This is a genomic window from Heyndrickxia shackletonii (assembly GCF_001420715.1).
In the GTDB taxonomy this organism is placed as follows: Bacteria; Bacillota; Bacilli; order Bacillales; family Bacillaceae_C; genus Margalitia; species Margalitia shackletonii.
The window spans coordinates 3,783,257-3,806,031 of sequence record NZ_LJJC01000004.1 but is presented as its reverse complement, the minus strand read 5'-3'; the positions used below and the strand labels follow the sequence as shown (position 1 = coordinate 3,806,031).

At 34.1% G+C, this 22,775-nt stretch carries 19 protein-coding genes and 2 riboswitches; of the genes, 15 read left to right on the top strand and 4 right to left on the bottom strand.

Annotation, left to right across the window (positions count from 1 at the left end; translation table 11 throughout):
• Nucleotides 1–11 precede the first annotated feature (11 nt).
• From AN964_RS27345 to AN964_RS18260, 3 genes are read left to right on the top strand one after another with little or no spacing between them, the layout of a single operon-like run.
• Nucleotides 12–317, top strand: a complete 306-nt coding sequence (locus AN964_RS27345; protein WP_083489404.1) for a DnaB-like helicase C-terminal domain-containing protein — start codon at nt 12–14, stop codon at nt 315–317.
• Nucleotides 318–343: 26 nt separating this feature from the next.
• The gene (locus tag AN964_RS27340) at nt 344–685 is read left to right on the top strand and encodes a DnaB-like helicase C-terminal domain-containing protein (RefSeq protein WP_055741061.1); all 342 of its coding nucleotides are present in this window, start codon (nt 344–346) and stop codon (nt 683–685) included.
• 11 nt (nt 686–696) lie between these two features.
• The gene (locus AN964_RS18260) at nt 697–936 is read left to right on the top strand and encodes a hypothetical protein (protein WP_161809279.1); all 240 of its coding nucleotides are present in this window, start codon (nt 697–699) and stop codon (nt 934–936) included.
• A gap of 485 nt (nt 937–1,421) precedes the next feature.
• On the opposite strand, the gene AN964_RS18255 is transcribed toward AN964_RS18260, so the two are convergent.
• Nucleotides 1,422–2,771, bottom strand: a complete 1,350-nt coding sequence (locus AN964_RS18255; protein ID WP_055741059.1) for a reverse transcriptase domain-containing protein — start codon at nt 2,769–2,771, stop codon at nt 1,422–1,424.
• Nucleotides 2,772–3,036: 265 nt separating this feature from the next.
• Between AN964_RS18255 and AN964_RS18250 the strand changes: the two genes are divergently transcribed.
• On the top strand, nt 3,037–4,920 hold the full coding sequence (locus tag AN964_RS18250) for an RNA-directed DNA polymerase (RefSeq protein WP_055741058.1): 1,884 nt from the start codon (nt 3,037–3,039) through the stop codon (nt 4,918–4,920).
• An 814-nt stretch (nt 4,921–5,734) separates the two neighbouring features.
• On the opposite strand, the gene AN964_RS18245 is transcribed toward AN964_RS18250, so the two are convergent.
• The 3 genes from AN964_RS18245 to AN964_RS18235 form a co-directional block, all read right to left on the bottom strand.
• Nucleotides 5,735–6,316, bottom strand: a complete 582-nt coding sequence (locus AN964_RS18245; RefSeq protein WP_055741057.1) for a hypothetical protein — start codon at nt 6,314–6,316, stop codon at nt 5,735–5,737.
• A gap of 311 nt (nt 6,317–6,627) precedes the next feature.
• A complete protein-coding gene (locus AN964_RS18240) occupies nt 6,628–7,059 on the bottom strand; it encodes a DUF4279 domain-containing protein (protein WP_055741290.1) in 432 nt (143 codons plus the stop codon).
• A gap of 452 nt (nt 7,060–7,511) precedes the next feature.
• The gene (locus tag AN964_RS18235; protein ID WP_055741056.1) at nt 7,512–8,936 is read right to left on the bottom strand and encodes a vWA domain-containing protein; all 1,425 of its coding nucleotides are present in this window, start codon (nt 8,934–8,936) and stop codon (nt 7,512–7,514) included.
• Between the two features lie 376 nt (nt 8,937–9,312).
• On the opposite strand from AN964_RS18235, the gene yiaA reads away from it, so the two are divergent.
• The 11 genes from yiaA to AN964_RS18180 all read left to right on the top strand — a co-directional run bounded on the left by yiaA (nt 9,313) and on the right by AN964_RS18180 (nt 22,680).
• The gene (yiaA, locus tag AN964_RS18230) at nt 9,313–9,783 is read left to right on the top strand and encodes an inner membrane protein YiaA (protein WP_055741055.1); all 471 of its coding nucleotides are present in this window, start codon (nt 9,313–9,315) and stop codon (nt 9,781–9,783) included.
• Between the two features lie 255 nt (nt 9,784–10,038).
• A riboswitch (cyclic di-GMP riboswitch) is annotated at nt 10,039–10,125 on the top strand.
• Nucleotides 10,126–10,267: 142 nt separating this feature from the next.
• On the top strand, nt 10,268–10,636 hold the full coding sequence (locus AN964_RS18225) for a hypothetical protein (RefSeq protein ID WP_055741054.1): 369 nt from the start codon (nt 10,268–10,270) through the stop codon (nt 10,634–10,636).
• 48 nt (nt 10,637–10,684) lie between these two features.
• Nucleotides 10,685–11,395 (top strand): hypothetical protein, encoded by a 711-nt coding sequence (locus AN964_RS18220; protein ID WP_055741053.1) that lies wholly within the window; start codon nt 10,685–10,687, stop codon nt 11,393–11,395.
• Nucleotides 11,396–11,438: 43 nt separating this feature from the next.
• Nucleotides 11,439–12,593, top strand: coding sequence for a methyl-accepting chemotaxis protein (locus tag AN964_RS18215; RefSeq protein ID WP_055741052.1), 1,155 nt, complete (start codon nt 11,439–11,441; stop codon nt 12,591–12,593).
• Nucleotides 12,594–12,926: 333 nt separating this feature from the next.
• Nucleotides 12,927–13,011, top strand: a riboswitch (cyclic di-GMP riboswitch).
• Nucleotides 13,012–13,132: 121 nt separating this feature from the next.
• On the top strand, nt 13,133–14,500 hold the full coding sequence (locus tag AN964_RS18210; protein WP_055741051.1) for a sodium-dependent transporter: 1,368 nt from the start codon (nt 13,133–13,135) through the stop codon (nt 14,498–14,500).
• Between the two features lie 35 nt (nt 14,501–14,535).
• On the top strand, nt 14,536–16,185 hold the full coding sequence (locus tag AN964_RS18205; RefSeq protein WP_055741050.1) for a pyridoxal phosphate-dependent decarboxylase family protein: 1,650 nt from the start codon (nt 14,536–14,538) through the stop codon (nt 16,183–16,185).
• A 260-nt stretch (nt 16,186–16,445) separates the two neighbouring features.
• The gene (locus AN964_RS18200) at nt 16,446–17,615 is read left to right on the top strand and encodes a DUF4317 domain-containing protein (protein ID WP_055741049.1); all 1,170 of its coding nucleotides are present in this window, start codon (nt 16,446–16,448) and stop codon (nt 17,613–17,615) included.
• 273 nt (nt 17,616–17,888) lie between these two features.
• Nucleotides 17,889–18,386: an LURP-one-related/scramblase family protein gene (locus tag AN964_RS18195; protein WP_055741048.1), complete on the top strand. Its 498-nt coding sequence runs from the start codon at nt 17,889–17,891 to the stop codon at nt 18,384–18,386.
• Between the two features lie 365 nt (nt 18,387–18,751).
• On the top strand, nt 18,752–19,828 hold the full coding sequence (locus AN964_RS18190; protein WP_055741047.1) for a mechanosensitive ion channel family protein: 1,077 nt from the start codon (nt 18,752–18,754) through the stop codon (nt 19,826–19,828).
• A 230-nt stretch (nt 19,829–20,058) separates the two neighbouring features.
• On the top strand, nt 20,059–21,732 hold the full coding sequence (locus AN964_RS18185; RefSeq protein WP_055741046.1) for a ribonuclease J: 1,674 nt from the start codon (nt 20,059–20,061) through the stop codon (nt 21,730–21,732).
• A gap of 570 nt (nt 21,733–22,302) precedes the next feature.
• Nucleotides 22,303–22,680 carry a RidA family protein gene (locus AN964_RS18180; protein WP_055741045.1) on the top strand — a complete coding sequence of 126 codons (378 nt, stop codon included), beginning with the start codon at nt 22,303–22,305 and terminating at the stop codon, nt 22,678–22,680.
• Nucleotides 22,681–22,775: the final 95 nt, after the last annotated feature.

The following is a 22,775-nucleotide window of genomic DNA, read 5'->3' as shown; positions in this document are numbered from 1 at the left end:
TCTGCCACGTAATGCCAAAGAAGCTTATCACCTCACGATTAATGGCTTCAACAGGAGGGTTTAAACGCTCAAAAATGCGGGATCCGAAACGAATGCTAACTCAAAGTCAAAAGAAGAGATGGTCAGATGTCATTGGAGATCTCGATGAAACTGATATGCAAATCTTTGATGGGGCTGGGCAAACAGTAGCTGAAATAAGAGTGAAAACAAGAAAGCTCATGCATGAATTCCCATCCAAGAAACCAGTTGTTTTTATCGATTACTTAACCTTGATCCAATCAAATGAATGTTATGGGGGAATCCCCATTTACAGGTAACGGAAGTATCAAAATCTCTCAAAACGATGGCAAAGGATTTTGATTGCTCCGTCAGTTGTTTGGCACAGCTCAATCGATCAGTGGAAACGAGAGCGAATAAACGGCCGATGATGTCTGATATTCGGGAATCGGGCAGTGTGGAACAGGATGCCGATGTCATTTTGTTCTTATATCGTGAAGCCTATTATGACAAGGATTCCGAGGATCATTTCCTTGAAATGATTGTCTCGGAAAATCGGAATGGTTCAGTTGGAACAATCAGTTTACAGGAGCTATTGAGGACCAAAACGGACAGAATTCGGCTGCCAGTTAACCCATATGCAGCTCTTTATAAGGGGGGGCCATGGTTGATGAAATCTAAAAACTGAGGTCTTATCACATGTTGGTGAGAGAGATGTATGAGAATCTTATTCTTTATGAGGAATCCACATTGGCTCATTCCCTATATTATTTATTAGCGGAGAAGAAAATCTCATTAGATGACGATGTATCCAATATAGACATGAATCGAGTAAATCATGAGAAAATAGTGCAAAAGAATGTATTAGATATTTATAAGATTGGCATCTACTCCCTTAAGATGGACCAGAAAACCTTTATTATTATCTATAACAGGTAGCGAGGAAGAGGCAAGGCAAATACAATTCTATCAGAAATCACTTCGCAAAAAACTATTAAACTGCCACGAATATTCGCTAGATTTTGAGTTTACTAGAGGAAATGTGTAATTTCATTTCGGGTAATGAAGCAGGAATTTGATTGTTTTCATGTGAAGCAGGATATTTTTTGAGGGGGAGTATACAGGAATTGTTCGAGTCTATTCACTAGATTATTATAATCAATAAAACAAAGCCAAATATCCTGAGTTAAGCAATGTATTGTATTTGCCTTTTTGTAAGCATCTGGCAATCATTTCTCGACACAAGTACGGATTTGGGACCTGTGAAAAAATAACTTTAGAGAGCAACTTGGATTTATAATAGATGCAGTTTTATTTAAATAGTAAAGTATAGATATAAGCACCCTATAAGGGCGCTTTTTAACAGCGAGTGTTTTATTAACCAATTCAAAATTTATCCTGATAAGATTAATATATTTACATTATTACAACATATCCGACCTTAAAAATTTAAAATACATTTTTGAGAGTTCCTTATAACTATAATTCTTTAACTCATTAAACGTGTACATTGGATTTATATCTATTAACTTTTTAATGTAATCTTCTTTTTTATAACGATATATTGCATTGTAAATATTCATATTTTTTGATAATGAGATACTAAATAGCCTATGTTTACTTTTATTACTAATATTGAATTTATAGGAATTTAAAATAAACTTTATACTATTTATTTCTGACTTTAGTAGCTCATCTATATATTTTGAGATTCTGATACGTTCATTTTCACTAATCAGGTTATAATTTTCCATAAACCCATAACAAATTTTCTTCTTCCTATATCCAATTTCTTTATTTCTTGAGATAAATTGCTCTTTCTTAATAATAGCATTTTTTTTTGTAAGAAAATCTAATCGATGTATTAAAAGTTCCATGTTACGGTTTTTCTTGAAATCAACAAAACAAAACTTGATTTTTTCAATATACTTTCTGATTTTTTCTTTAGTAATCGAATAGGAAAGTTTTTTATTTTCTATTGTAAATCTATAACCAAGAAAATCAAAACCATATTTATCATCTTTTTTTGGGTTTAGAAGTGGAAATAATGTAAATGAAAACTTACTCTCATTAATTTTTAAGTGATAACGTTTGAAAATAGTGGCGATTTTCTTTTGAATAAGATTGATTTCACTTTGAGTAAGCTTTCCATTGATTATGAGTAGTATGTCATCCACATATCTACAATAATAGTTTAGTCTATTATGGATTTGTTTTAAGTCTTGATCAAAATGTTCTAAATAAATTTCCGATAGAACATTACTAACTGAAACTCCTTGCGGCAGTCCTCTGTGAGATTTTCTAAAAAGTTCTTTTAGAATAAAATATTCGTGAGAAGATAATAAAGATTTTTCTTTTATTTTACTTAACAATATATTGTTGGGTATTGAGTCAAAAAAATGTTTAATATCGAGTCTTATTATATAAAAATCCATTTCAAAATTAAATTTTAATTGGATTGTTTTTATAATATCATCCCTATTTGGAAAGTTTATATGATATTTTTGTTTTATTCTGTCTTTTAAATATTCTATTACAAGTCTATCTCTTATGGTTGGAATAAAAACTTTTCTGTGTGAAGGTAAAATTATTTCCTTTAAATCAGTGAATTTATAACTTTGATTATCAATTTTTTTTAAAATTAAATTAAACTCAGTCTCTTTTATTTTATTAAAATTACTTGGATTAATTCTGTCATTACCTGTTCTTAATTGGTCATAATAAGTTGAAAAGTAATTTCTTAATAATTCTTTTGTTAATTGATATTTCACCATTAGACAGCTCCTATATACATATGGCTAGGCGAACATTTTGGGTTGTGTATATCCAACAAGGTCAGAAATATTAATCGATTATTATTTCTTTTTAACCTGTTAGGCAAATATTTTTTATTTTATGAGTTCAAAATCTTGATGCTATTGAATAGTAGGGCAATAAAAAAGCATTACTCTACTATACTGACGCCTAACCATACAGTATAATATTACCATATTTATTTGTTAGGAGAGAATAATTATTATTAAAAAAAGTAGATTTTTATTGACTGATGTATTGCCCTATGAGCTACCGCTAATATTTTCAAATGATAATCTTTATGAATATTTACAAAATCTAGATCCTAATAAATTAACTTATTGGGAGGAATATTCCATTGATAAGCTTTTTAATAAAAGAATTGAACAAACCGAACCTTTTAACTATGTAATTTACAAAAATGATACTAGTACAAGACTAATCAGCCTTGTTCACCCACTCTCTCAACTTTATATGCTTAAGGTAATTGAGAAATATGATTTAGAAATTGTTAACCATTTAAGACAAAATGCAATTTTTTCAGTAAGATACCCACACATTATTAGTAATAAGTATATTAGTTCATTTGATTCAATATCAAAAAGAATGTTATCAATATTAAATGATGAAAATGAAGAATCAACTACATATCCTAATAGTTACTTTGTAAAGCGAAAGTTTACTAAAATAAATCACTTTTATAAATCAAATTTATTAAGAAATCTTGAGATTAAATATTCAAAGTTGCTAAAGCTAGATTTTCAAAATTGTTTTTATAATATATATACACATTCTTTAGATTGGTCTTATTTGGGAGATATAAAATTAGCTAAAGAACTAAGAAACAGTTTAAGAGTTTCATCCATTTTAGATAAAGTTATGCAATCATCAAACTATGGAGAAACAAATGGTATCGTTGTAGGTCCCGAGTTTTCAAGATATATTGCTGAATTTGTTCTTTGTGAAATTGATAAAACAATATACCATGAGTTGAAAAATAGTAAAATAATTCACAAAGTCGACTATGAGATTGTTAGGTTTATGGACGATATATTTATTTTTTGTAATGAGGATACACATGCTATTCATATTAAAGAGGTAATAGAAAGAATATGTTTTAGATACAGGTTATCTATAAATGAATCAAAGAGTAAACTTGAAGAAAGGCCATTTTTAAAAAGTAATTTGTGGGAAAGTAAATTACGTCTAAAACTTGTTAATTTCAGTAACATGTTAATTGAAAAAAGTGGGGAAAATTATAAAGTTATTGAAAATGTAATTCAGGAATTAACTGATGAAATAAAATCATTGCTAATAAATTTTTCAAGTGAACAACATAAGATAATAGGGTATTCTTTAAAATTTTTTGAAAACAAAATTGATTATATAATAAAACAAATTTCTAATAAAGAAGAGTCGATTAGAAGGTTTACCTTGGCTAAATTAATTGATTTATTTCAATATATCCTCATTTTTTCAATTAACACACCAAATATATTAAAATATATTAAATTAACATTATTTTTATATCTAAATGAAAATGAGAAAAGTGAAGATATTACCGACTTATTATATAAGAAAGCTTTAGAGATACTTAAATTTCACTCTAGAAAAAGAATAGAGGTTTTAAACTTATTTATTTGTTTAAAGTTTATATCAAAGGATTTGCCAGAGAGCTTATTATTAAAATTTCTTAAAGAATATGATGATTACTTTACTTTGGCAACTATTTCTTTTTATCTAGGAACAGAAGATAGAAAATATAAGTATCTGAAAGTAAGAAAATTAATAAATCAAGCGATTGATAAAAAAATACGTAGTATTTTTGAAAATGATATAACAAACAAAAACTATATAAAAAAAATTCTCCTTTCAAAAGAATTCTATTTAATATTTGATTTTTATACTAGTGAAGTCTTGTTTAAAGATACAAAAGATAATTTAACTAAATTCAAGAATATAGTGGATAATATAAATATTGACTGGTCAGAAAAAAACTTATACAATTTTTTTCTGGATTTTATAAAGGGATTTAATAAACCTTTTATTAATTGGCATGCTGGGATAAAGGATATTGTTGAAGTATTAGATAGGAAGTCTGCTAAATTAGATACACGTGCTTCAGATTAGTAGGGTTGAAAATGGGGTAAAAAGTGGAACCAAAAATAAGATTCAATGGTCATCGAGTCAATTCTGCATCAAAAACGAAAATGATAGATCATACTAATAATATTGTACTAGAACTTTAATAACTAAGAAGGTATTAAGGAATACCATAAGGCATAAATAGTATCACCCACCATAAAAGGTGGGTTTTTGTGTATCAGTAATTTAAAATAGGGATGTTAAATAATGGTTATATTTGAAGCCATGAAACTGAATTATTCCCAGATTTCATAAATGAATTATTATCTTGAACGTTTATACACTTCTTATCAAGAATAAATAGTCGTACTACTAAGTAGGACATTTTATCATAGAAGAATTCCCTTTAGGAATGTCGAATGTTATGTAAGATAAGGATATCCCTCATGACGCAAAAGATGCGATAAACAAGTAGCAAAGCAAAGTTAACAAGTAAGGATGCACTACTAGTTAATATATGTCCTGATGGTTCTAAAAGGGCTGTTATGCATCTATCCTATCGAGCACGGTCATATACACCCTTAATTATTTGTATTTCAATAAAATAAAAAAAGAAGAAAATGATCTATTAACAGATGAACATTATCATGAGCATTTGAAGAAAGTCCACAGTATCGCAAAAGGTGAAACTTAAAAATTAAGAGATTTCATTACAAAATATGTTCGGATAGGTGACCAAAATAACTTAATCTATCAAATCGAGCACGGTAGAAATTGTTCTTCAAAACCTTTATAGGATTCACTTATTCTTATGTTAAGAGACAGCAATGCGAATTAAGATGTTCCAAATCATACTTCATTAATCAACCACACGAATATTCATGGCATAATGACTGTTCGGTAAATAGAGAACTTCCAGTCTTTTCCCTTTCATATTTTTTTCAAAATAATCTTGGTGTATCCATAGATGTATAGCTTCAACTGTTACATCTTCAAACATGATCTCATAAACCCTATTCGGTCCAGACTCTGGATTATCATATTCCACCTCTTTCGGGATGCCAACGATCTTTTCGAATTGCTTATTTTCATACGCGACCTTATCGTTATAAATCATTTTCACATCTACCATGAGTGTAGTTGCAGCATAGAAAAAAGCGATTGTTATCAAAACACCTAATAGTTTCCAAATCCAATTACGAGTCATAAAAATTATTGTAATAAAGGCCGAACAGAAAACAAGTGTGAAACAAATCCCACTAATCAACTGAATGATCTCATGAACAATCCAATCATCTTTGAAGAAAAATGAAATTCCATAAATGATAAGCGTCAAAATGAAAAATATGGCGCACACGATCATAAAAAAAGTGCCAATTCGTTCCCCTATGGTTTTTACATTATTGGATTTATATAATCGTTCGATAAACTTTGGTTTCATTGCTTTCACCCTTTCACCAAAAAACTAGTTAATAATTATACGTTAAATATGCAAATAGGTTTTAAAATTTTACGATAAAGACCAGTTGCTTTATGTTTAAAATCCTATTTATTTCCTCAAAATTGAGAAAAAACTATGGTATTTCCTAGTGAAAAGTGTTCCCCATGAAAAAGAGAGTTCGCAATAAAATTAACGGGTTCCATTTTTAAGTGCAAACAAGATAAAACACATCTTGTTTCTCAAAGAAAATCTCAAAGCAATTCATCACATTAGAAAACGCTGTTGATTCCAACATCAACAGCGTTTTTATTTTAACTAAATATATATAAATCAAAATGAATTTCCGCTTGAATTGAACTAGCGAAATCAATAATGACTTTCTGTAAATACATTGCTGGCGATTCATTATTCTCAACTTGAATCACTACCATAAAAAGAAACTCTAAACCATATTTCTCCTTGAGATGTTTTAATTGTTCCGTTTTCCCTTCAAGCGATTTTAGAATTACATTCAACTGATTATTTATATCGTATGATTCTTGGTATCCAGTGCTTAAAGTCCAATCAGTCTCTTTTCTATATCTGATTTTGGTGGATACAAGATTAGGATTATCAGGTCTTTCGATAGCATCTCCTTTTTTATAAGTATTTGTAGGCTCAATACCAAGAGCTTTGGTAACTGCCACCACAGGAAATTCATCACCCACAGCACTAAAATAAGCCTTAACTTTGGTTTTATCCAGATAATTTCCTCCTCCATTTTTAGAATGGTTTTTATGCAAATTCACAACCATTTTCGCACGTAAATTCTTAATGGACAACAAGTGTTGTCACATTGAAAAAAGTCGTTGTGATTTTCTTGCTGTTTTTTCAAGCGATATAGAGAAAATGTTGAAATATAAGAATAATTAAAAGCGTGAATTCGATTGTGAATTCACGCTAAAAACATATTTCGATTTTCTTTTTTGCACCCCGTATCGGAACCCGTTACAATAAAATGCAAACTCTCTTTTTTAGTTGCCCCTGCCAAGGAATTTAATTTTACCATAAACCGATAGAAAAGTTTATAGTGGACTAGGGAATCTTTGTGGAAATAGAAAATCTGATTTCATGAACACAGCTTTGATATCGATTGGCCCAGAATAATTTTCATGCCGGGGTAAAAATGTTCAAATCATGTTCGTTTCTTACTTTACTACCATACCTTCCCGCTTTCTTTTCTCAGCTTCCACATTCTATCTGTCCATTCTTTTACCTTTTTACTAATTTCACTCGCTCTGTCATCGATTTCTTTATATTTTTCTTGACTTAATTGGGAAGCGAAATTTCGTAATTGTTCGTTTCTTTCCGATAACCACTTCCGCAGGGTAGAAGATGTCTCCGAATCAATCCAATGGTTTTCCTCCAGTAACTGGACTGCCTTCGTATACCTGTCATTTTCCCGCGATATCATATTTTTCAGCGGTTCATTTAGTGCATCAAATCGTTTATACTCTGCTAAAACTTCCCATGGATCAGGTGCCTTCGTAAAAGAATAAGCAAGATCGAGCGCGGAAGGAAGCCATTGTTCTTCAATAGTTTTACTTAAATCGTTCGGATTATTAGCGGAATAATACTTGCCGTTCCCCGCGTCCGCCACTTTCTTTAATTGATCTTCCGATTTGGAATCTACATCAAAGCCGATGATGTTTACTTTATACTCATTATTTACAGATGCGAATGCTTCGGCTTCTTTTACTGGATTGCCTCCGCAGGTTTCCGCACCGTCACTGACGATATAAATCGTCGTATCGGCTTCATAGTCTTTTGCCATTTCCTTCGCTTTCTTTATCGCTCCTGCAAGCGGTGTCCACCCTTTCGCTTGAAAGGAGTTTACCGCTTTGACAAACGTATTTTCGTTGTATTTTCCCATTGTATATTTCTCTTCAATTGCGCTGCACGACTTTTTCATATCTTTATCAGCAGAACTTCCGACATGACCATATACAATGAGAGAAACATCACTGGATTGCCCGATTGTTTTCGCAAAACGTTTGACCGCATCTTTGGCAATGGCCATCTTCATTTTGCCTCCAACTTTCTGCAGCATACTGGAGCTCGCATCCAGTAATATGATTGCTTTTGAGCTTTTTGCTTTCCCCTTTTCTGTTTTAGTCATTTTTTCCGGTTCCGGTAAATCCGGTTCTTTAAAGTCAGGTTTAAATGCTTCTGCTGTTTCAATGACATCCTTATAATAGGGACTCCCAAGTAAATAGAGTAATCCTTTTTCAAGCTTTTCCGGGTTCTTCGTTTCCTCGGTTAATGACTTTAATTGTTCTGTCAGCTTACCCTTCAGTTCACTGTCCATATCAGTCGGGAACAATGGGACATCTTTTGTTTCTTGTTCCTTCGTATTATCTTTTACTAATATTCCAGCTTTTTGATCCTTTAAAGCTTCTTTGGTTGAATCCAGCTGGATATCGTTTAGTATTGATTGCCAATTATTCTTCTCTTTCTTTTGCGCCGCTTCCGCCTTTTTTGTTTTTCTGGAATGATCGTTTTCTTTATTGGCGACTTTTTCTCCGTTGCAGCCGACAAGTAGCAAACTAACCGTTAAAAAAATTCCAAACAGTTTTTTCATTTCCCCCACACCCCTTCAAGCAAAAAAATGTGATTTTTGCACTAACAAAATTGTAAATACATACTATATCTTCCAATTATAGCGAAAAGTTTTTGCCTTTTTTCCTTATAATTAAAAATTCCGACTTTATACCTATAAGACTTCTGCTTTACTCTTGATGACAGGGTGTTCTGGAATACAAGTTGTAACGAAAAAAAAAGACTAGGCAGTGTGTTTTCCCTTATTTGCGAGTATAAAAATCATAAATAGGAATTAAATGAAAATATATACCATTCCGAAAAGTCGCTATATAATAGATGTAAGCAGAACACGATCATGTAACTATGGAGATGGTGTTCCACTTTTTTAGATATGAATATGGGGGGAGAAACTTTCGATGTCTGTTGATAATGAGATTTTAATGGATAAAGAAAAACAAAATGAACCAAAGGTGAAAGTGGAAAGAAAAGAGGGAGAACCGACTCCAGCTTTCAAAGGTGCTTCTTGGGCAGCGCTGTTAATAGGTGTTGCTGCTTATCTTATCGGTTTGTTTAATGCAACGATGGAATTGAACGAAAAAGGGTATTACTTTGCGGTTTTAATATTTGGACTCTATTCAGCGGTATCCTTACAAAAAGCGGTCAGAGATAAAGATGAGGGTATACCGGTTACCAATATTTATTATGGCATTAGTTGGATTGCACTTATGATATCCATTTTATTAATGGCCATCGGTTTATACAATGCGGGAAGTATTGTTTTAAGCGAAAAGGGTTTTTATGGCATGGCATTTGTCCTTAGTTTATTTGCGGCCATAACAGTTCAAAAAAATATTAGAGATACACAGAGAGCAAGAGTAAGAGATTGAACACGCGGGGACGGTTCTGCCGTTTCAAACTAACGAGAAAGCGCCACATCCATAAAAAAATAAGATATCTCTAATGAAAAAGAAGCATTCGTCATTTTATGTCGAATGCTTCTTTTCCTATATATAACGATGCATTGGGATTTGCCTAATCATATGCAAACAAAGTAAAAAATTCTAGTTCGACAAAAAATTACAAATAATTTATAATGTAATAGTTCAATATCATCATGAACTTAGTACTGCTTTTTTGTCTAAAATTGAAAAAGGCAAACTTATCGAAAGGTAAGGACGCAAAGCTACGAGTCTAATATCCTCTAGGATAATGATAGTCGGGTTGCCAAGAATAATAAACATGCGATTATTCGATGATTTGGCTGTCCTTATCTGTATCTGGGATAGCTTTTTTTATTGCACTCGTTCGAAAAGAATGTGCAAAGGTTAACAAAGAAGTATAGCAGACTATAGAGAAAAAGGAGATGAAGAGATGATAGTCGTAGATAAAAAGAAATACAAAATGGCAATTAATGAGACCGCGAAGGAAGTTCATGTACAGGTGCATGGGTTAATAAGGGAGGAAGACGCAGAAGGTTATATGAAAGATTTACAGGATACGATTAATAAAGTATCGAGACGTGAGTATACGTTAGTTGTTGATTCAACTCACCAAACACCTGTCCCATCCAAGGTTTTACCGCAGTTGGAGGGAGCGATGCAATTTTATACTACCTTAGGTTTTAAGGATATCCTTGTAGTTAAACCTTCCTCTAAAATTGCTCAAGTGCAAATTAGGAATGTACTTGAAAGAATTGTGTTCACAGGTAAATTAGTCGATAAAATACCTCATTCTATGTAATCAATAGCAAGGGAATTTTTAATCAGAATTTGAAAGGAAGTTCAATCAATGCAAACAACACTAGAATTGTATACATATGAAATTATAACGAAGGAACAAACAGATTTAATAGAGAAAGCAGCTGAATGTCTAGCTCGTACATTTATTGGAGTGGAGGTTGCTGGGAAATGGGTTCAGGAACCGATGGTAGGTCAATTAAATTTAGGCTATGAAGATTTCTATCAGTTTACCAAGGATTATTTAGACTCTACAGTAGACCAGGGATATTGCGTAGTCGCAAAGGATGCTCAGAATAATGTTGTTGGTGTGCTTGCTGGCGATACAAATGCACCAGAAATTATTGGAGAAGATATATTTGAAGGTTCTTTTTCTAACATGAATGTCATTCTGCATGTTTTGGAGGATGTGGATAAACGTTTCATGGAAGATTATCAAAAACGAAACGGAAAAGAAATCGAAGATGGAGAGTTATTACACCTATTCATGATAGGAGTGATAGCAGAACATGGCCGTCACGAAATTATTCAGGAATTAGGAAATAGTTTGATCACAAAAGCGAAGTCACAAGGGTTGAAGGCTGTTTTAGTCGAAGCGACAAACCCGAAATCAGTACGAATATTCGACAAATATCATAATATACAAAAATATAAAGATTTAGAAGGAAATTATATTGTTCATAAATATCAGGAAAATAGTAAATTGAATGGTATTCCTGAAAATGTAGCGGATGGAACATATATTCTATTAAAAGAGCTTTAAAATAATGATCAATAATTAAAAGGAGTTAGGGGATTTATATATCATGGAAGCTATTTTGCTAGGTATTATTGTTATTTTATTGGTGGTATCAGTCTATTTTGCTTACCGGTATTATTCAATAAAACGTCATCAAATTAATAAAGAAATAATAAATGGAATGAAAGAAGTAGCAGCAGGTAATATCATAAATAAAGTGAATGAAAGAAGTTCTGATCATACTGTATTTAATCAATTAATTGAGTTTTTCAGCCGAGTTAGGGAAACGTTTTTTTCCTTTTCAAAAAATGTCAATGATATAGGAGAAAATCTCGCTAAAACGGGTGAATATGCTTCTGAGAAAGCCGATATTGTAAGAGCGGCAATTGATGAGGTAGGCAGAGGCTTACAGAAACAATTAGTCGCCACAGAAGAAAGCGCAGCATCTATGGAAGAAATGGCACAGGCTATCGAAGATCTATCAGTGAGATCCAATCAAATTTCAGAACAATCGAATACTACCTTAGCATTGACGCAAGATGGAAACGAGAAGCTAAAGAATTCCTTAGAAAAGATGGAGCAATTTAATCAAACGATAAATACAACATCTGATGCAATAAATAAACTCGGAGAAAAATCTCACGAAATCGGCACTATTGTAAAAGTGATTACAGGGATTTCAGAACAAATTAATTTATTAGCATTGAATGCAGCAATAGAAGCTGCCCGTGCGGGGGAACATGGTAAAGGATTTGCGGTTGTTGCGGATGAGGTTCGAAAATTGGCCGAACAATCACGCCAGTCTTCTTCTGAAGTATCAAATATTGTAAAGAATATACAAGAAGAAACGGAAATAGTTGTCGAGTCCATGCAACAGGGAACAGAAGAATTTAAAGAAACAAATTCGACTATTGTCGAGGTTGGAGCCATGTTCGAAAAGATACTATCTACTACAAAGATCATTGCTGAAAATAATGAAAATACTTCCGCAAGTACAGAAGAATTATCTTCTGCTACTCAGCAGATAATGACAGCAATTGTGGAGATAGCTTCTATTTCTCGGGAATCTGTTGAAATGTTTGAGGAACTAATTGAAATTAGTGATGATGAACTACATACAATGGAAAAACTTGTAGAGGAAGCAAAAGATCTTGTAGAGTTAAAAAATGATGTAAACAAATTACTTGTATGGAGTAATGGTGTTGAAACTGCTGAAGCTTAAGTAGGACAAGATGGTGAAAATAAGGTCAGTGCAGCAATATAAAGATTTTCACCTTGCTGGCTGATAAGTATATGTTGCTTCTCAGAGGTTTATCCAACTTGTGGGAAGCTTCTTTTTTATGCGTGGGCATGAACGGATATAAAGTGCAAAAGGAGCAAGTTGTTTTATTTTGAAGCAAGCAAATGTGACCACAGAAATTATATTAGGAAAATTTTATCTTTTATTAGGATAATAATAATGGTAAAATAATACTATTAAAAAATGCGTTTATACCAACAATTTCATATTAGTAACTTTTTCAGGGTAAAAAATCATTAGTATTTTGTTTTATTCCTTCGACAATAGCAAACCCATTGAAAGATGGGGACGCAAAGCTACGGGCCTAAAGGAAGATTTCTATGGCAGCCGGGTTGCCGAAAAGGTTGGATATCTACTTATGGAAGCAATGTTTTGCTTTTTTATGTCCACCTGTGTGGGCTTTTTTTGTCGATTTTTATGAAAAATGAGAAGGAATGGTATTCAAAAGGAAAGGGAATAGAATGTCACAACAAGAACAATGGAAATCAAAAATAGGCTTCGTTTTAGCAGCAGCTGGATCAGCGATAGGTTTGGAAGCAATCTGGAAATTCCCTTATGTCGCGGGAACAGGTGGTGGAGGAGCTTTCCTTTTAATATTTTTAGCTTTTACACTAGTCTTAGGGATGCCCTTATTACTAGGAGAATTTATGATTGGGAGAATGGGTCAAAGTGATCCGATTCAAACATATGGCAAACTTGCATCCAATAAGAAGTGGAACTTTATAGGGAAAATCGGTGTTTTTACATGCTTTGTCCTTCTATCGTTCTATAGTGTCGTAGGTGGCTGGATCATTCTGTACATTATGAAAATTTTGAGCGGCGGGTTAGCTGGGTTGACTCAGAATCAGTATGGGCAGTTATTTGGTGAAATTATTTCTAACCCGTATGCCACCATTGCGGCACAGCTTGTATTTATGATCATCACCATTCTTGTCGTTGCCCAAGGGGTTCAAAAAGGAATTGAATTAGCAAGTAAAGTCATGATGCCGGCATTACTTCTTTTATTTATTATTTTAGTCATTCGTTCTTTGAGCCTGGATGGGGCAATCGAGGGTGTGAAATTTTTACTAGTACCAGATTTTTCGAAGCTTACATCTGAAAGTATTTTATTTGCCCTGGGACAAGCATTTTTTACACTGTCATTGGGTGTTTCTGTCATGCTTACATATGCTTCTTATTTACCAAAGACGCAAAATCTACCGCAATCGGCCATTTCTATTATTTTATTAAATATTGTCATTGCTATATTAGCAGGCTTAGCTATTTTCCCAGGAGTTTTTGCCTTTGGACTTAAACCAAACGCAGGGCCGGTCTTAATATTCTCTGTTTTACCTGCAGTATTTGACCATATGCCTTTTGGGATGCTCTTCTTTTTGGCGTTTTTACTATTATTCTTATTCGCTGCTTTAACTTCCGCTTTCTCTATGATTGAAATTATTGTGGCGTCTGTTACGAAGAATGACTCGAGGAAGCGTAAGAAAACCACTTGGGTGACCGGTATTCTTATTTTTATCGTTGGCATCCCAGCCTGTCTTTCTTATGGTGTGCTGGCAGATGTCCAACTCTTTCATAAGACGATCTTTGACTTGATGGATTATGCAGTCAGCAATATTTTGATGCCTTTAGGTGCATTATTCATCGCGATTTTTGTTTCTTGGAAAATTTCAAAACAAGATTTGTTTGCCGAATTAAAACAAGGATCGAATATAGGATACGTATTCTTTTCAATCTGTTATTTTCTCTTAAAATATATTGTTCCAATTGCCATCATCGTCGTTTTTTTAGATGCAGCAGGATTATCCGATTGGATTCTACATTTGTTTAAATAAACTACTGCCAGTAAAAACATCAGGGGGGTAAAACAATGAAGGAAATACAAAAATTATTTCCTAGTATGGACGGAAATGACTTTCAAAGAGAGGAATTATTGTCGTACTTTAAGACGATTTTGACAAAAATAGATGAATTAAAGGATCCTAACAAATTAACGCTGGGAGAAATGCCCGAGTACACAGCGGATTACTATAATCGTGTCATTCAAAACGCTGATGTTCCGGTTAGAGGTGTGGCGATGGAGGAAGTGATTCAAAAGCTTCTAAAATTGGTAGAAGGACACCGGTACGTCAATCGAAATTATGTAGCCAATGCGGCGCCGCTTCCGAATATTGCCAGTATCATCGGGAACTTAGTAATGGTGCTGGTCAATGGGAACAATCTTTGGGATGTAGAAGGCCAAGCAGCTGCTACAGCAGAAATCGAAGTAACTAGTATGCTATCCAAACTGATTGGATATGATGAAAGCATCAGTGCAGGATATACAACTTGGGGAGGACAAGGGGCTGTCTTTAACTCTTTACGTCTTGCCATTGCCCGTTACGCGCCGTTCTCTAATCAACATGGTGTACCGCGAAATCTCTATTGCTTCTGTTCCGAGCTATCCCACTACAGTCTGTATAAATCGGTAGAGGCAACTGGGATTGGTGTAGAAAATATGATTCGCGTGAAAGCGAATGCTGATCATTCTATGAATCTAGAAGATTTAAAAGAAAAAATGGAGCATGTTATTGCCAAAGGCGGCGTTCCTCTTTATGTCCTTGCCACAATGGGAACTACGGATACATTTGGGATTGATGACCTTGTGGGCATTAAGAGGATAGCGGAAGAATTGGAACGAACATACGGGATAAATTCCATCTATATCCATGCAGACTCTGCAATGGGGGGCATGTATACTTTCTTTAATGATTACGACTTTGAAAGCAATCCTCTGCGATTGGAAGAAAACGTACTTGAGGTATTGAAATCCTATCAGCAGAAGTTTAAACATATCAAGCTTGCAGATAGTATGGTTTTTGATTTCCATAAGCTTGGACAAACGCCATATACTACGAGTTTATTTTTAATCAAGAACAGAGAGAATCTTAAGTATGTTGATTTAGATGCAGCGGAAACGCCGTATGTTGGAAATCGCGGTTATGGCAGCTATCATACAGGCTACACGCTCGAATGCTCGCGAATGGGAAGTGCTTTGGCAATCTATGCGTCTTTATTAGCATTTGGAATCGAAGGGTATCAAGAACTTCTAGCCAATTATATTCGTGTCAATATTGCATTTAGAGAGACTTTAACGAAAGAAATTTCGAATGTGGTGGTCACAAATGAGGTTTCACCGATTACAACATTCCGTTTTTATCCTGAAGAGACAAAATGGAATGATGAATGGAACGGACATTTAACCTTAGAAGATATAATGGAAATTAATCAATTTAATGACGAGTTTGCAGAGGTAATTGGTGCCGAACGAGATACCGTCTTCTTTGGAAATACAAAAAAGCAGCGTCTCGTGGAAGCAGCAAACTCAAACAAGCGGATAGCCGTCTATGCACATAAATTTTTTGCAATCTCGCCATACACAACAATAGAAGAGGTCGACCGTTACGTTGGATTTCTAAAAGAACACCTAGAATTTTTCCTGAAAACGAGAAGAAGGGAAAATATCATAATAAGATCCTAAGGTGGTCTTCTAGTATAAAAACTTCTCCTCCTTAACGTGGCTCACAACCCTTGAAAAAGTAGGGGATGTGAGCATTTTTTTATGTTATTGTAATGGTAATTTTGGTGAAGTGCTATTTTCAAAGTTGATAAATCTAGTATTCATCATAGAAAAGCGAACCCACTAAATAAAAATCCCCAATTGCTATCAAAATTGATGAAAAATCAAGTATTACTATTTTCTCGTCCTAACAGTATAATCAGGGATGGGAGATGAGATAAATGAATAAAAAAGACATCGCAAAAATCCGAAATCAATTTAAATTAAATAGCCGATATATGAAAATTCGTGAAATATTCAATGTATATGTAAAGAAAGAATCAGGGGAGATTTATCATCAAGTCAGCCAACCGTTTGAAATGTTAGAACAGGAAGCACAAGAATTGTTTTTAACTAACTTTAAAAAGGTTTTGACAGGGGGGCTTGACTCCAAGCTGTTTGAACTGAAATTTCGACGAGATGTGGAAGAGAGCACACAAATGATTCTTTTCAATGGATTACATGCAGCATCCACGGAAGATTGGAAAGAACATATGCTCCAGATAGTAGCGAAAATGTTTGAACATGCAAAGTATGAATTTGATACAGTCGTAACCTTTATCCGCGGAGAATATCAAAAGGCAACAAGGAAGCGGGATATGGAATCCGAAGAAGGTGGGGATGATGAGGTATACTCCAGTGAGTTTGTCCTTTGCAGTCTTAATAAAACGGATCAGCCGAAAAAAGCCTTGCTGTTTGATTATATTGAGAAAGAATTTAAATCCAATAATGCTGTGGATCCCATTATCAATTTAGCAGCTCCATTAGCCGGTTTTCTGTTTCCTGCCTTTAATGATAACGCAGCAGATGTGAATCATATTCTTTATAATGGCGGAAAAGCGAATCAACCAAGTGAAATCTTTATCGTGGATGTCCTCCAATGTGAAGAGATCATTACAGCGGTAGAAGAAAAGGACAGCTTCGATCAAATTTTGAAAATAGTGGTAGGAGATGAAGTGGATTCCAAGGTCATTTCGAATGTTTATGAGGAAATTGATAAAATGGTGCAGGAGAGTCAAGAAAATGAACAAAATGAAGAAAGTGAACCTCCTAAACTGGATTCCAAGGATATCGAACGAATCTTAGAGGCTAGTGGAGTGGAAGATGTAAACTCAGACAAAGTGGAGCATGCATTCAAAAGTGTTGTCTATGATGAAAAATATGAAATCAAAGCAAGCAGTGTCATTCCGAAATCGATTAAAATCGAAACGAAGATTGCCAATGTAACCATTAACCCGAAAGACCTCAAAAATATTAAGTATATTACTTTTAATGGAAAGAAATGCCTATTATTAGAGGTTGATGAAGAAGTGGTAGTCGAAGGATTTAAATTAGAAGAAGCAGAACTCTAGTGAATTTTGCAGGATAGGGACCATGGTATTTAAATCTTATAACGTGCTCCAATTTTAATTTTATTCCAGAAGCAAAATCCTCCATCAAAAAATGGGGGATTTTTTACCTTTAATAAACACGGGGACGTTTCATTTGTTTCCTTAACTTTCAATGGGAAAGGGTATGATTTTTTGAAACGGTAGGACCATCACTGTGTTTCTTTAAAAATGTATTCATGTAACACAAAACAATAATATACTTATAGTAATATGCTGTATCAAAGGGGGAATAGTATGAAGCAGCTTTATATAAAGCAAAAGGTATTCAGTCTAAGTGGAAAATTTACAGTAAAGGATGAGCAGGAGAAGGACGTTTATTACGTGGAGGGGAGTTTTATGCAAATTCCAAAGACTTTCTCCATTTTAAATACTACAAGGGATGAAGTTGCGCTCATTACGAAAAAGGTGTTCAGCTTTTTGCCGAAGTTTTTTGTTGAGGTGAATGGTCGAGAAGTGTTAACGATTAAGAAGGAGTTATCTTTCTTTAAAGCACGCTATACGATTGATTCTGCAGGCATTGAAGTACATGGTAATTGGTGGGATATGGATTTTCAAGTTTTCCAGCATGGTGAATTGGTCGGTAAAGTGAGCAAGGAATGGTTTACTTGGGGGGATAGCTACAAGGTCCAAATATTGAATGAAGAGATGGAAGCCATCATGATTGCCCTCGTTGTCGCAATTGATTGTGTGAAGGCTGACGATGCAGCTGCCTCCTCAGCAGCAACGACTTAATGTAGGGACGTCCTATATAAATGCTGAAGGGTTATCTTAGAAACTCAAAATTAAAATAACATCAGAAAAGTAGGGAGGTTACGAATAGATTCCCTGCTTCTTATTATGCTCGTGTTTTCTTATTCAAGAAAACGGTCGAGTTTCCGATGCCTTTCTGATGTTTTTATTTATATTCTACTATTCATCAGAGGACGTGATTTTAAAGTTTTTTCATTTGAGATATTTCGAATAGTTAATCATTAAGATTTCAAAAAAAAGATGGACTTTATACCCATCCTTCTTTATTATTTATTTGCTAGAATATACAGGGAGTTTACTCTTTAATCAACTAAAGTGGAACTGCAGAAAATAATGAGGGTGAAAAAATGGATATTCATACATTAAAAAATTGGATTCTTTCTTTTAATTATATAAGCATAATCATTATTGCAGCTGTTGTAATTGGAATGTTAATATTGCGCTGGATTCTTCTTACAGCTTTCAAGAAGCTTCCCAAACATCATGCTGCGTTTAGAAGCATCGTAAATTGGTTTACTTTTTATGGAACCCTGATCTTTTTGCTCCTATACTTTTCAAAAGCAAAATGGATGTTTGCCAAGATATTCAAATTCGGGAAAGTGGATATAACGCTTTTCCTAATTATTGTAGCGGTTTTAATTATTTCTTTAGCTAGCCGACTTTCCAAAATTTCAACTAATGTTTTATTGCCGGGGATATACAATCGATACCATTTAGATAAAGGTACGAGATATACGTTTGACCGAGTTGTGCATTATTCCATTATGATTATTGCGATTATTGTCAGCTTAACAACTGTGGGGATAAACCTAAGTGCATTAACGATGTTTGCTGGCATCATCAGTGTTGGAATTGGGTTTGGACTGCAAAACATTGCTTCCAACTTTATCTCTGGGGTTATTATCTTGTTTGAACGGCCAATAAAAGTCGGAGATCGCGTTCTTATCGATAACATTATTGGAGACGTTGAGAAAATTAATATGCGGGCGACCATCATTAAAACGGTTAACAATGAACATATTATTGTGCCGAATTCATACTTTTTAGGGGAAAAGGTCGTCAATCGTTCGTTTAGTGATCCAAGAATTCGACTAGCCATTCCATTTAGTGTTGCATATGGAACAGATGTAGAAAAAGTAAGAGACATGCTCATGGAGATTACAAGAGAGGAAAGTTTAGTTTCACCAGCAGTTTTATTGGATCCGGAACCATCTGTGAGTTTTGTAGGCTTTGGAGATTTCGGCCTTAATTTCGAATTATCGCTAATGATAGCTGATTATAACCAACTTGGGACCATAAAAAGTAATATAAACTTTAGAATAAATAAGCTATTTCTTGAAAAGAAAATAGAATTTCCGCATCAACAACGGGATTTGTATATAAAAAGTCTTGATAGAGAGGTAGAGAAACAACACATTTTTTAATACACTGGCTTTTAAAAGCCTGCCCCGTTCAAAATAGGATAAAAAAATGAAAAAGTATGCTCCTTTATGGTAATGTTTAATGCAAAATCAAACAAACGCTATAACGGGACATACTTTTTCTTATGAGAAAAAGGAAACGCGAGAACGGTCACAAAGTTTCTCTTCACCCACTGATAAACGAACAAACAAAGGACATACTAAGTGTATATTTAGAGTGGGAGGATATGAAGGTGAGTACAAATGAGAATATCTTATCTTTCTTCGCATTAGGTGGCATAAATGAAATCGGGAAAAATATGTATGCAATCGAGTATGCAAACGATATTGTGATTATCGATTGTGGAAACAAATTTCCAGATGAAAGTTTATTAGGAATTGATTTGATTATTCCTGATATAACTTACTTAATAGAAAATAAAGATAGGGTAAAGGCTTTAATTGTCACACATGGTCATGAAGATCATATCGGAGGGATTCCGTACTTTTTGAAAAAATTAAATGTACCCGTTTATGCTACCCGTTTCACGCTAGGATTAATTGAAATCAAATTAAAAGAACATAAAATTTTACGAGAAAGCAAACTTATTGAAATCAATGCAAACTCAAAATTAGAATTAGGAAAAATAAGTGTAGAATTTTTCAAAGTGACTCATAGCATTCCTGATTGCTTGGGAATCATCTTTCGCACACCGGAGGGCAATGTTGTTCATACCGGGGATTTTAAGTTTGATTTAACTCCTGAGAATATCGAGGAGCGTCCGGAGATTCATAAAATGGCTGATATCGGTAAGGAAGGGGTACTCCTTCTATTGTCCGAGAGTACAAATGCCGAACGTGCCGGTTTGACCCCTTCCGAACAAATGGTAGCAGATCATTTGGAGGTTGCTTTCATGAATGCGGAACGTAAGGTTATTGTTTCCACCTTTGCTTCCAATGTTAGTCGGGTGCAACAGGTTGTAAATGCAGCATATAAAACGAATCGTAAACTTGTCCTGCTTGGAAGAAGTATGCTGAATGTTGTAGAGGTAGCTTTAGACCGGGGTTACTTAAATGTTCCAGATGGGATGATTATTGACCAAAATGAAATGAATGCATTCCCTCCTGAAAAGATAGCGATTTTATGTACTGGTAGCCAAGGAGAACCATTGGCTGCACTTGCCCGCTTGTCGACTGGAAACTTTCGCGGTGTTGAAGTTTTACCAAAAGATACGGTTATTCTTGCTGCCGGCCCAATACCTGGGAATGAAAGAAGTGTCACAAGTATTGTAGACAATTTCTATGCAATTGGAGCCAAGGTGATTTATGGATCCGGAAGTTCATCCGGCATGCATGTTTCAGGTCATGGTTATCAAGAAGATTTAAAACTAATGCTTACCTTAATGAAACCAAAATATTTTATTCCGATTCACGGTGAACTTAGAATGCTGCACCATCACCGTTTATTAGCTGAATCCATTGGAGTGGAAAAAGGCAACACGTTTATTATTAATAATGGCGATGTTGTCGATATTGAACATGGAGTTGCGCGCCAGACCCGCGATATACCTGTTGGGAACACTTATGTAGACGGTGGAGATGTTGGCAATGTAGGGGAATTTGTGTTACGAGACCGTAAACAGTTTTCGGAGGATGGTATGCTCATCGTAGTGTTAACAATAAGTAAATATGACGGAAAACTGCTTTCGGAACCGGAAACTATTTCCCGAGGATTTACGGACGGTACTTTCTCAGAACTTCGAAAAAATGTGAATGAACTTACTGCAAAAACAATTAATGGGCTACAAGAAGAAAATCGAAACGATTGGAAAGTAATAAAAAGAGAAATAAAAAAATCCATTCAGCAGCATGTGTTTCATCAAATGAAGAAAAAGCCAATGATTGTTCCGATAATTATTGAAATATAAAGATGAATAGAAATCAATTAAAATCGGCGCTTTACCAAGAAAAACGTAAAGCGTTGATTTTTAGCCTTTTTAAGAATGGTTTTACTGAGGAAACCAATATTTATTATTATATTCCGTAAAACATTGAAAGAGCTATTTGTACTAACCCTTTATCAATAGCTCTTAATTGAGAAAATTTGACTTATTATTCTAAAATGGAATGAAAGAGAGATTATTTAGATCCAGTGAAAATGGTAAAATCCCGTTAACAATGTTACATTGCAAATTAGCAAAAACCACAATATTACCGATTCTCCAATTTGAAACTATTCAACCTTAATATTGAAACCAATCCCTATTAGTTAGCGTATTTGTATTCAGGGGGTGGTGAATCTGAAAATACGAAACTAGGAATATCATAGATTATTCCTAATGTATTTTGTTATTTTAAGCTAATCGGTTTAATCATTTTTCAAGGATAAATAAAAATGGATTATATCGTTTTCTCTTAATGCTTTTATTTGTATGTGTTGGCAGTTATCAAATATTAAGTGTTTATCACTTTTTAATTAAAAAAGGAGAATCAGGAAAATGAGAAAGGCTTATGATGCAAAGGGTGCAGTGACATCCGGACCATATTCACATGCAGTTGAAGCGGGTGGGACAGTGTATTTATCCGGTCAAACTCCAATTAACCCAGCAACAGGAGAAATGATAAAAGGGGATATTGGAGAACAAACGAGACAATGTTTTCGTAATTTATTTGCGGTTTTAGATGCAGCGGAACTGAATCCCGATCATGTAGTGAAAGTAAACGTGTATCTTACTGATATGAAGAATTTTTCTGCAATGAATGAGGTATATGAAACACAGTTTGCTAAACCATTTCCTGCAAGGACTACTGTAGCTGTTTTAGAGCTTCCACTTGGAGCAGAGGTAGAAATTGAGATGATTGCCAAAAGACCTTAGCAAGGAATTAATGTCCAGAAATATTAAATATGATCATAGGAACTAAATTCCACTAAATATTTTCGAGCAATTCGTATATGAATTATTGTGAAGAA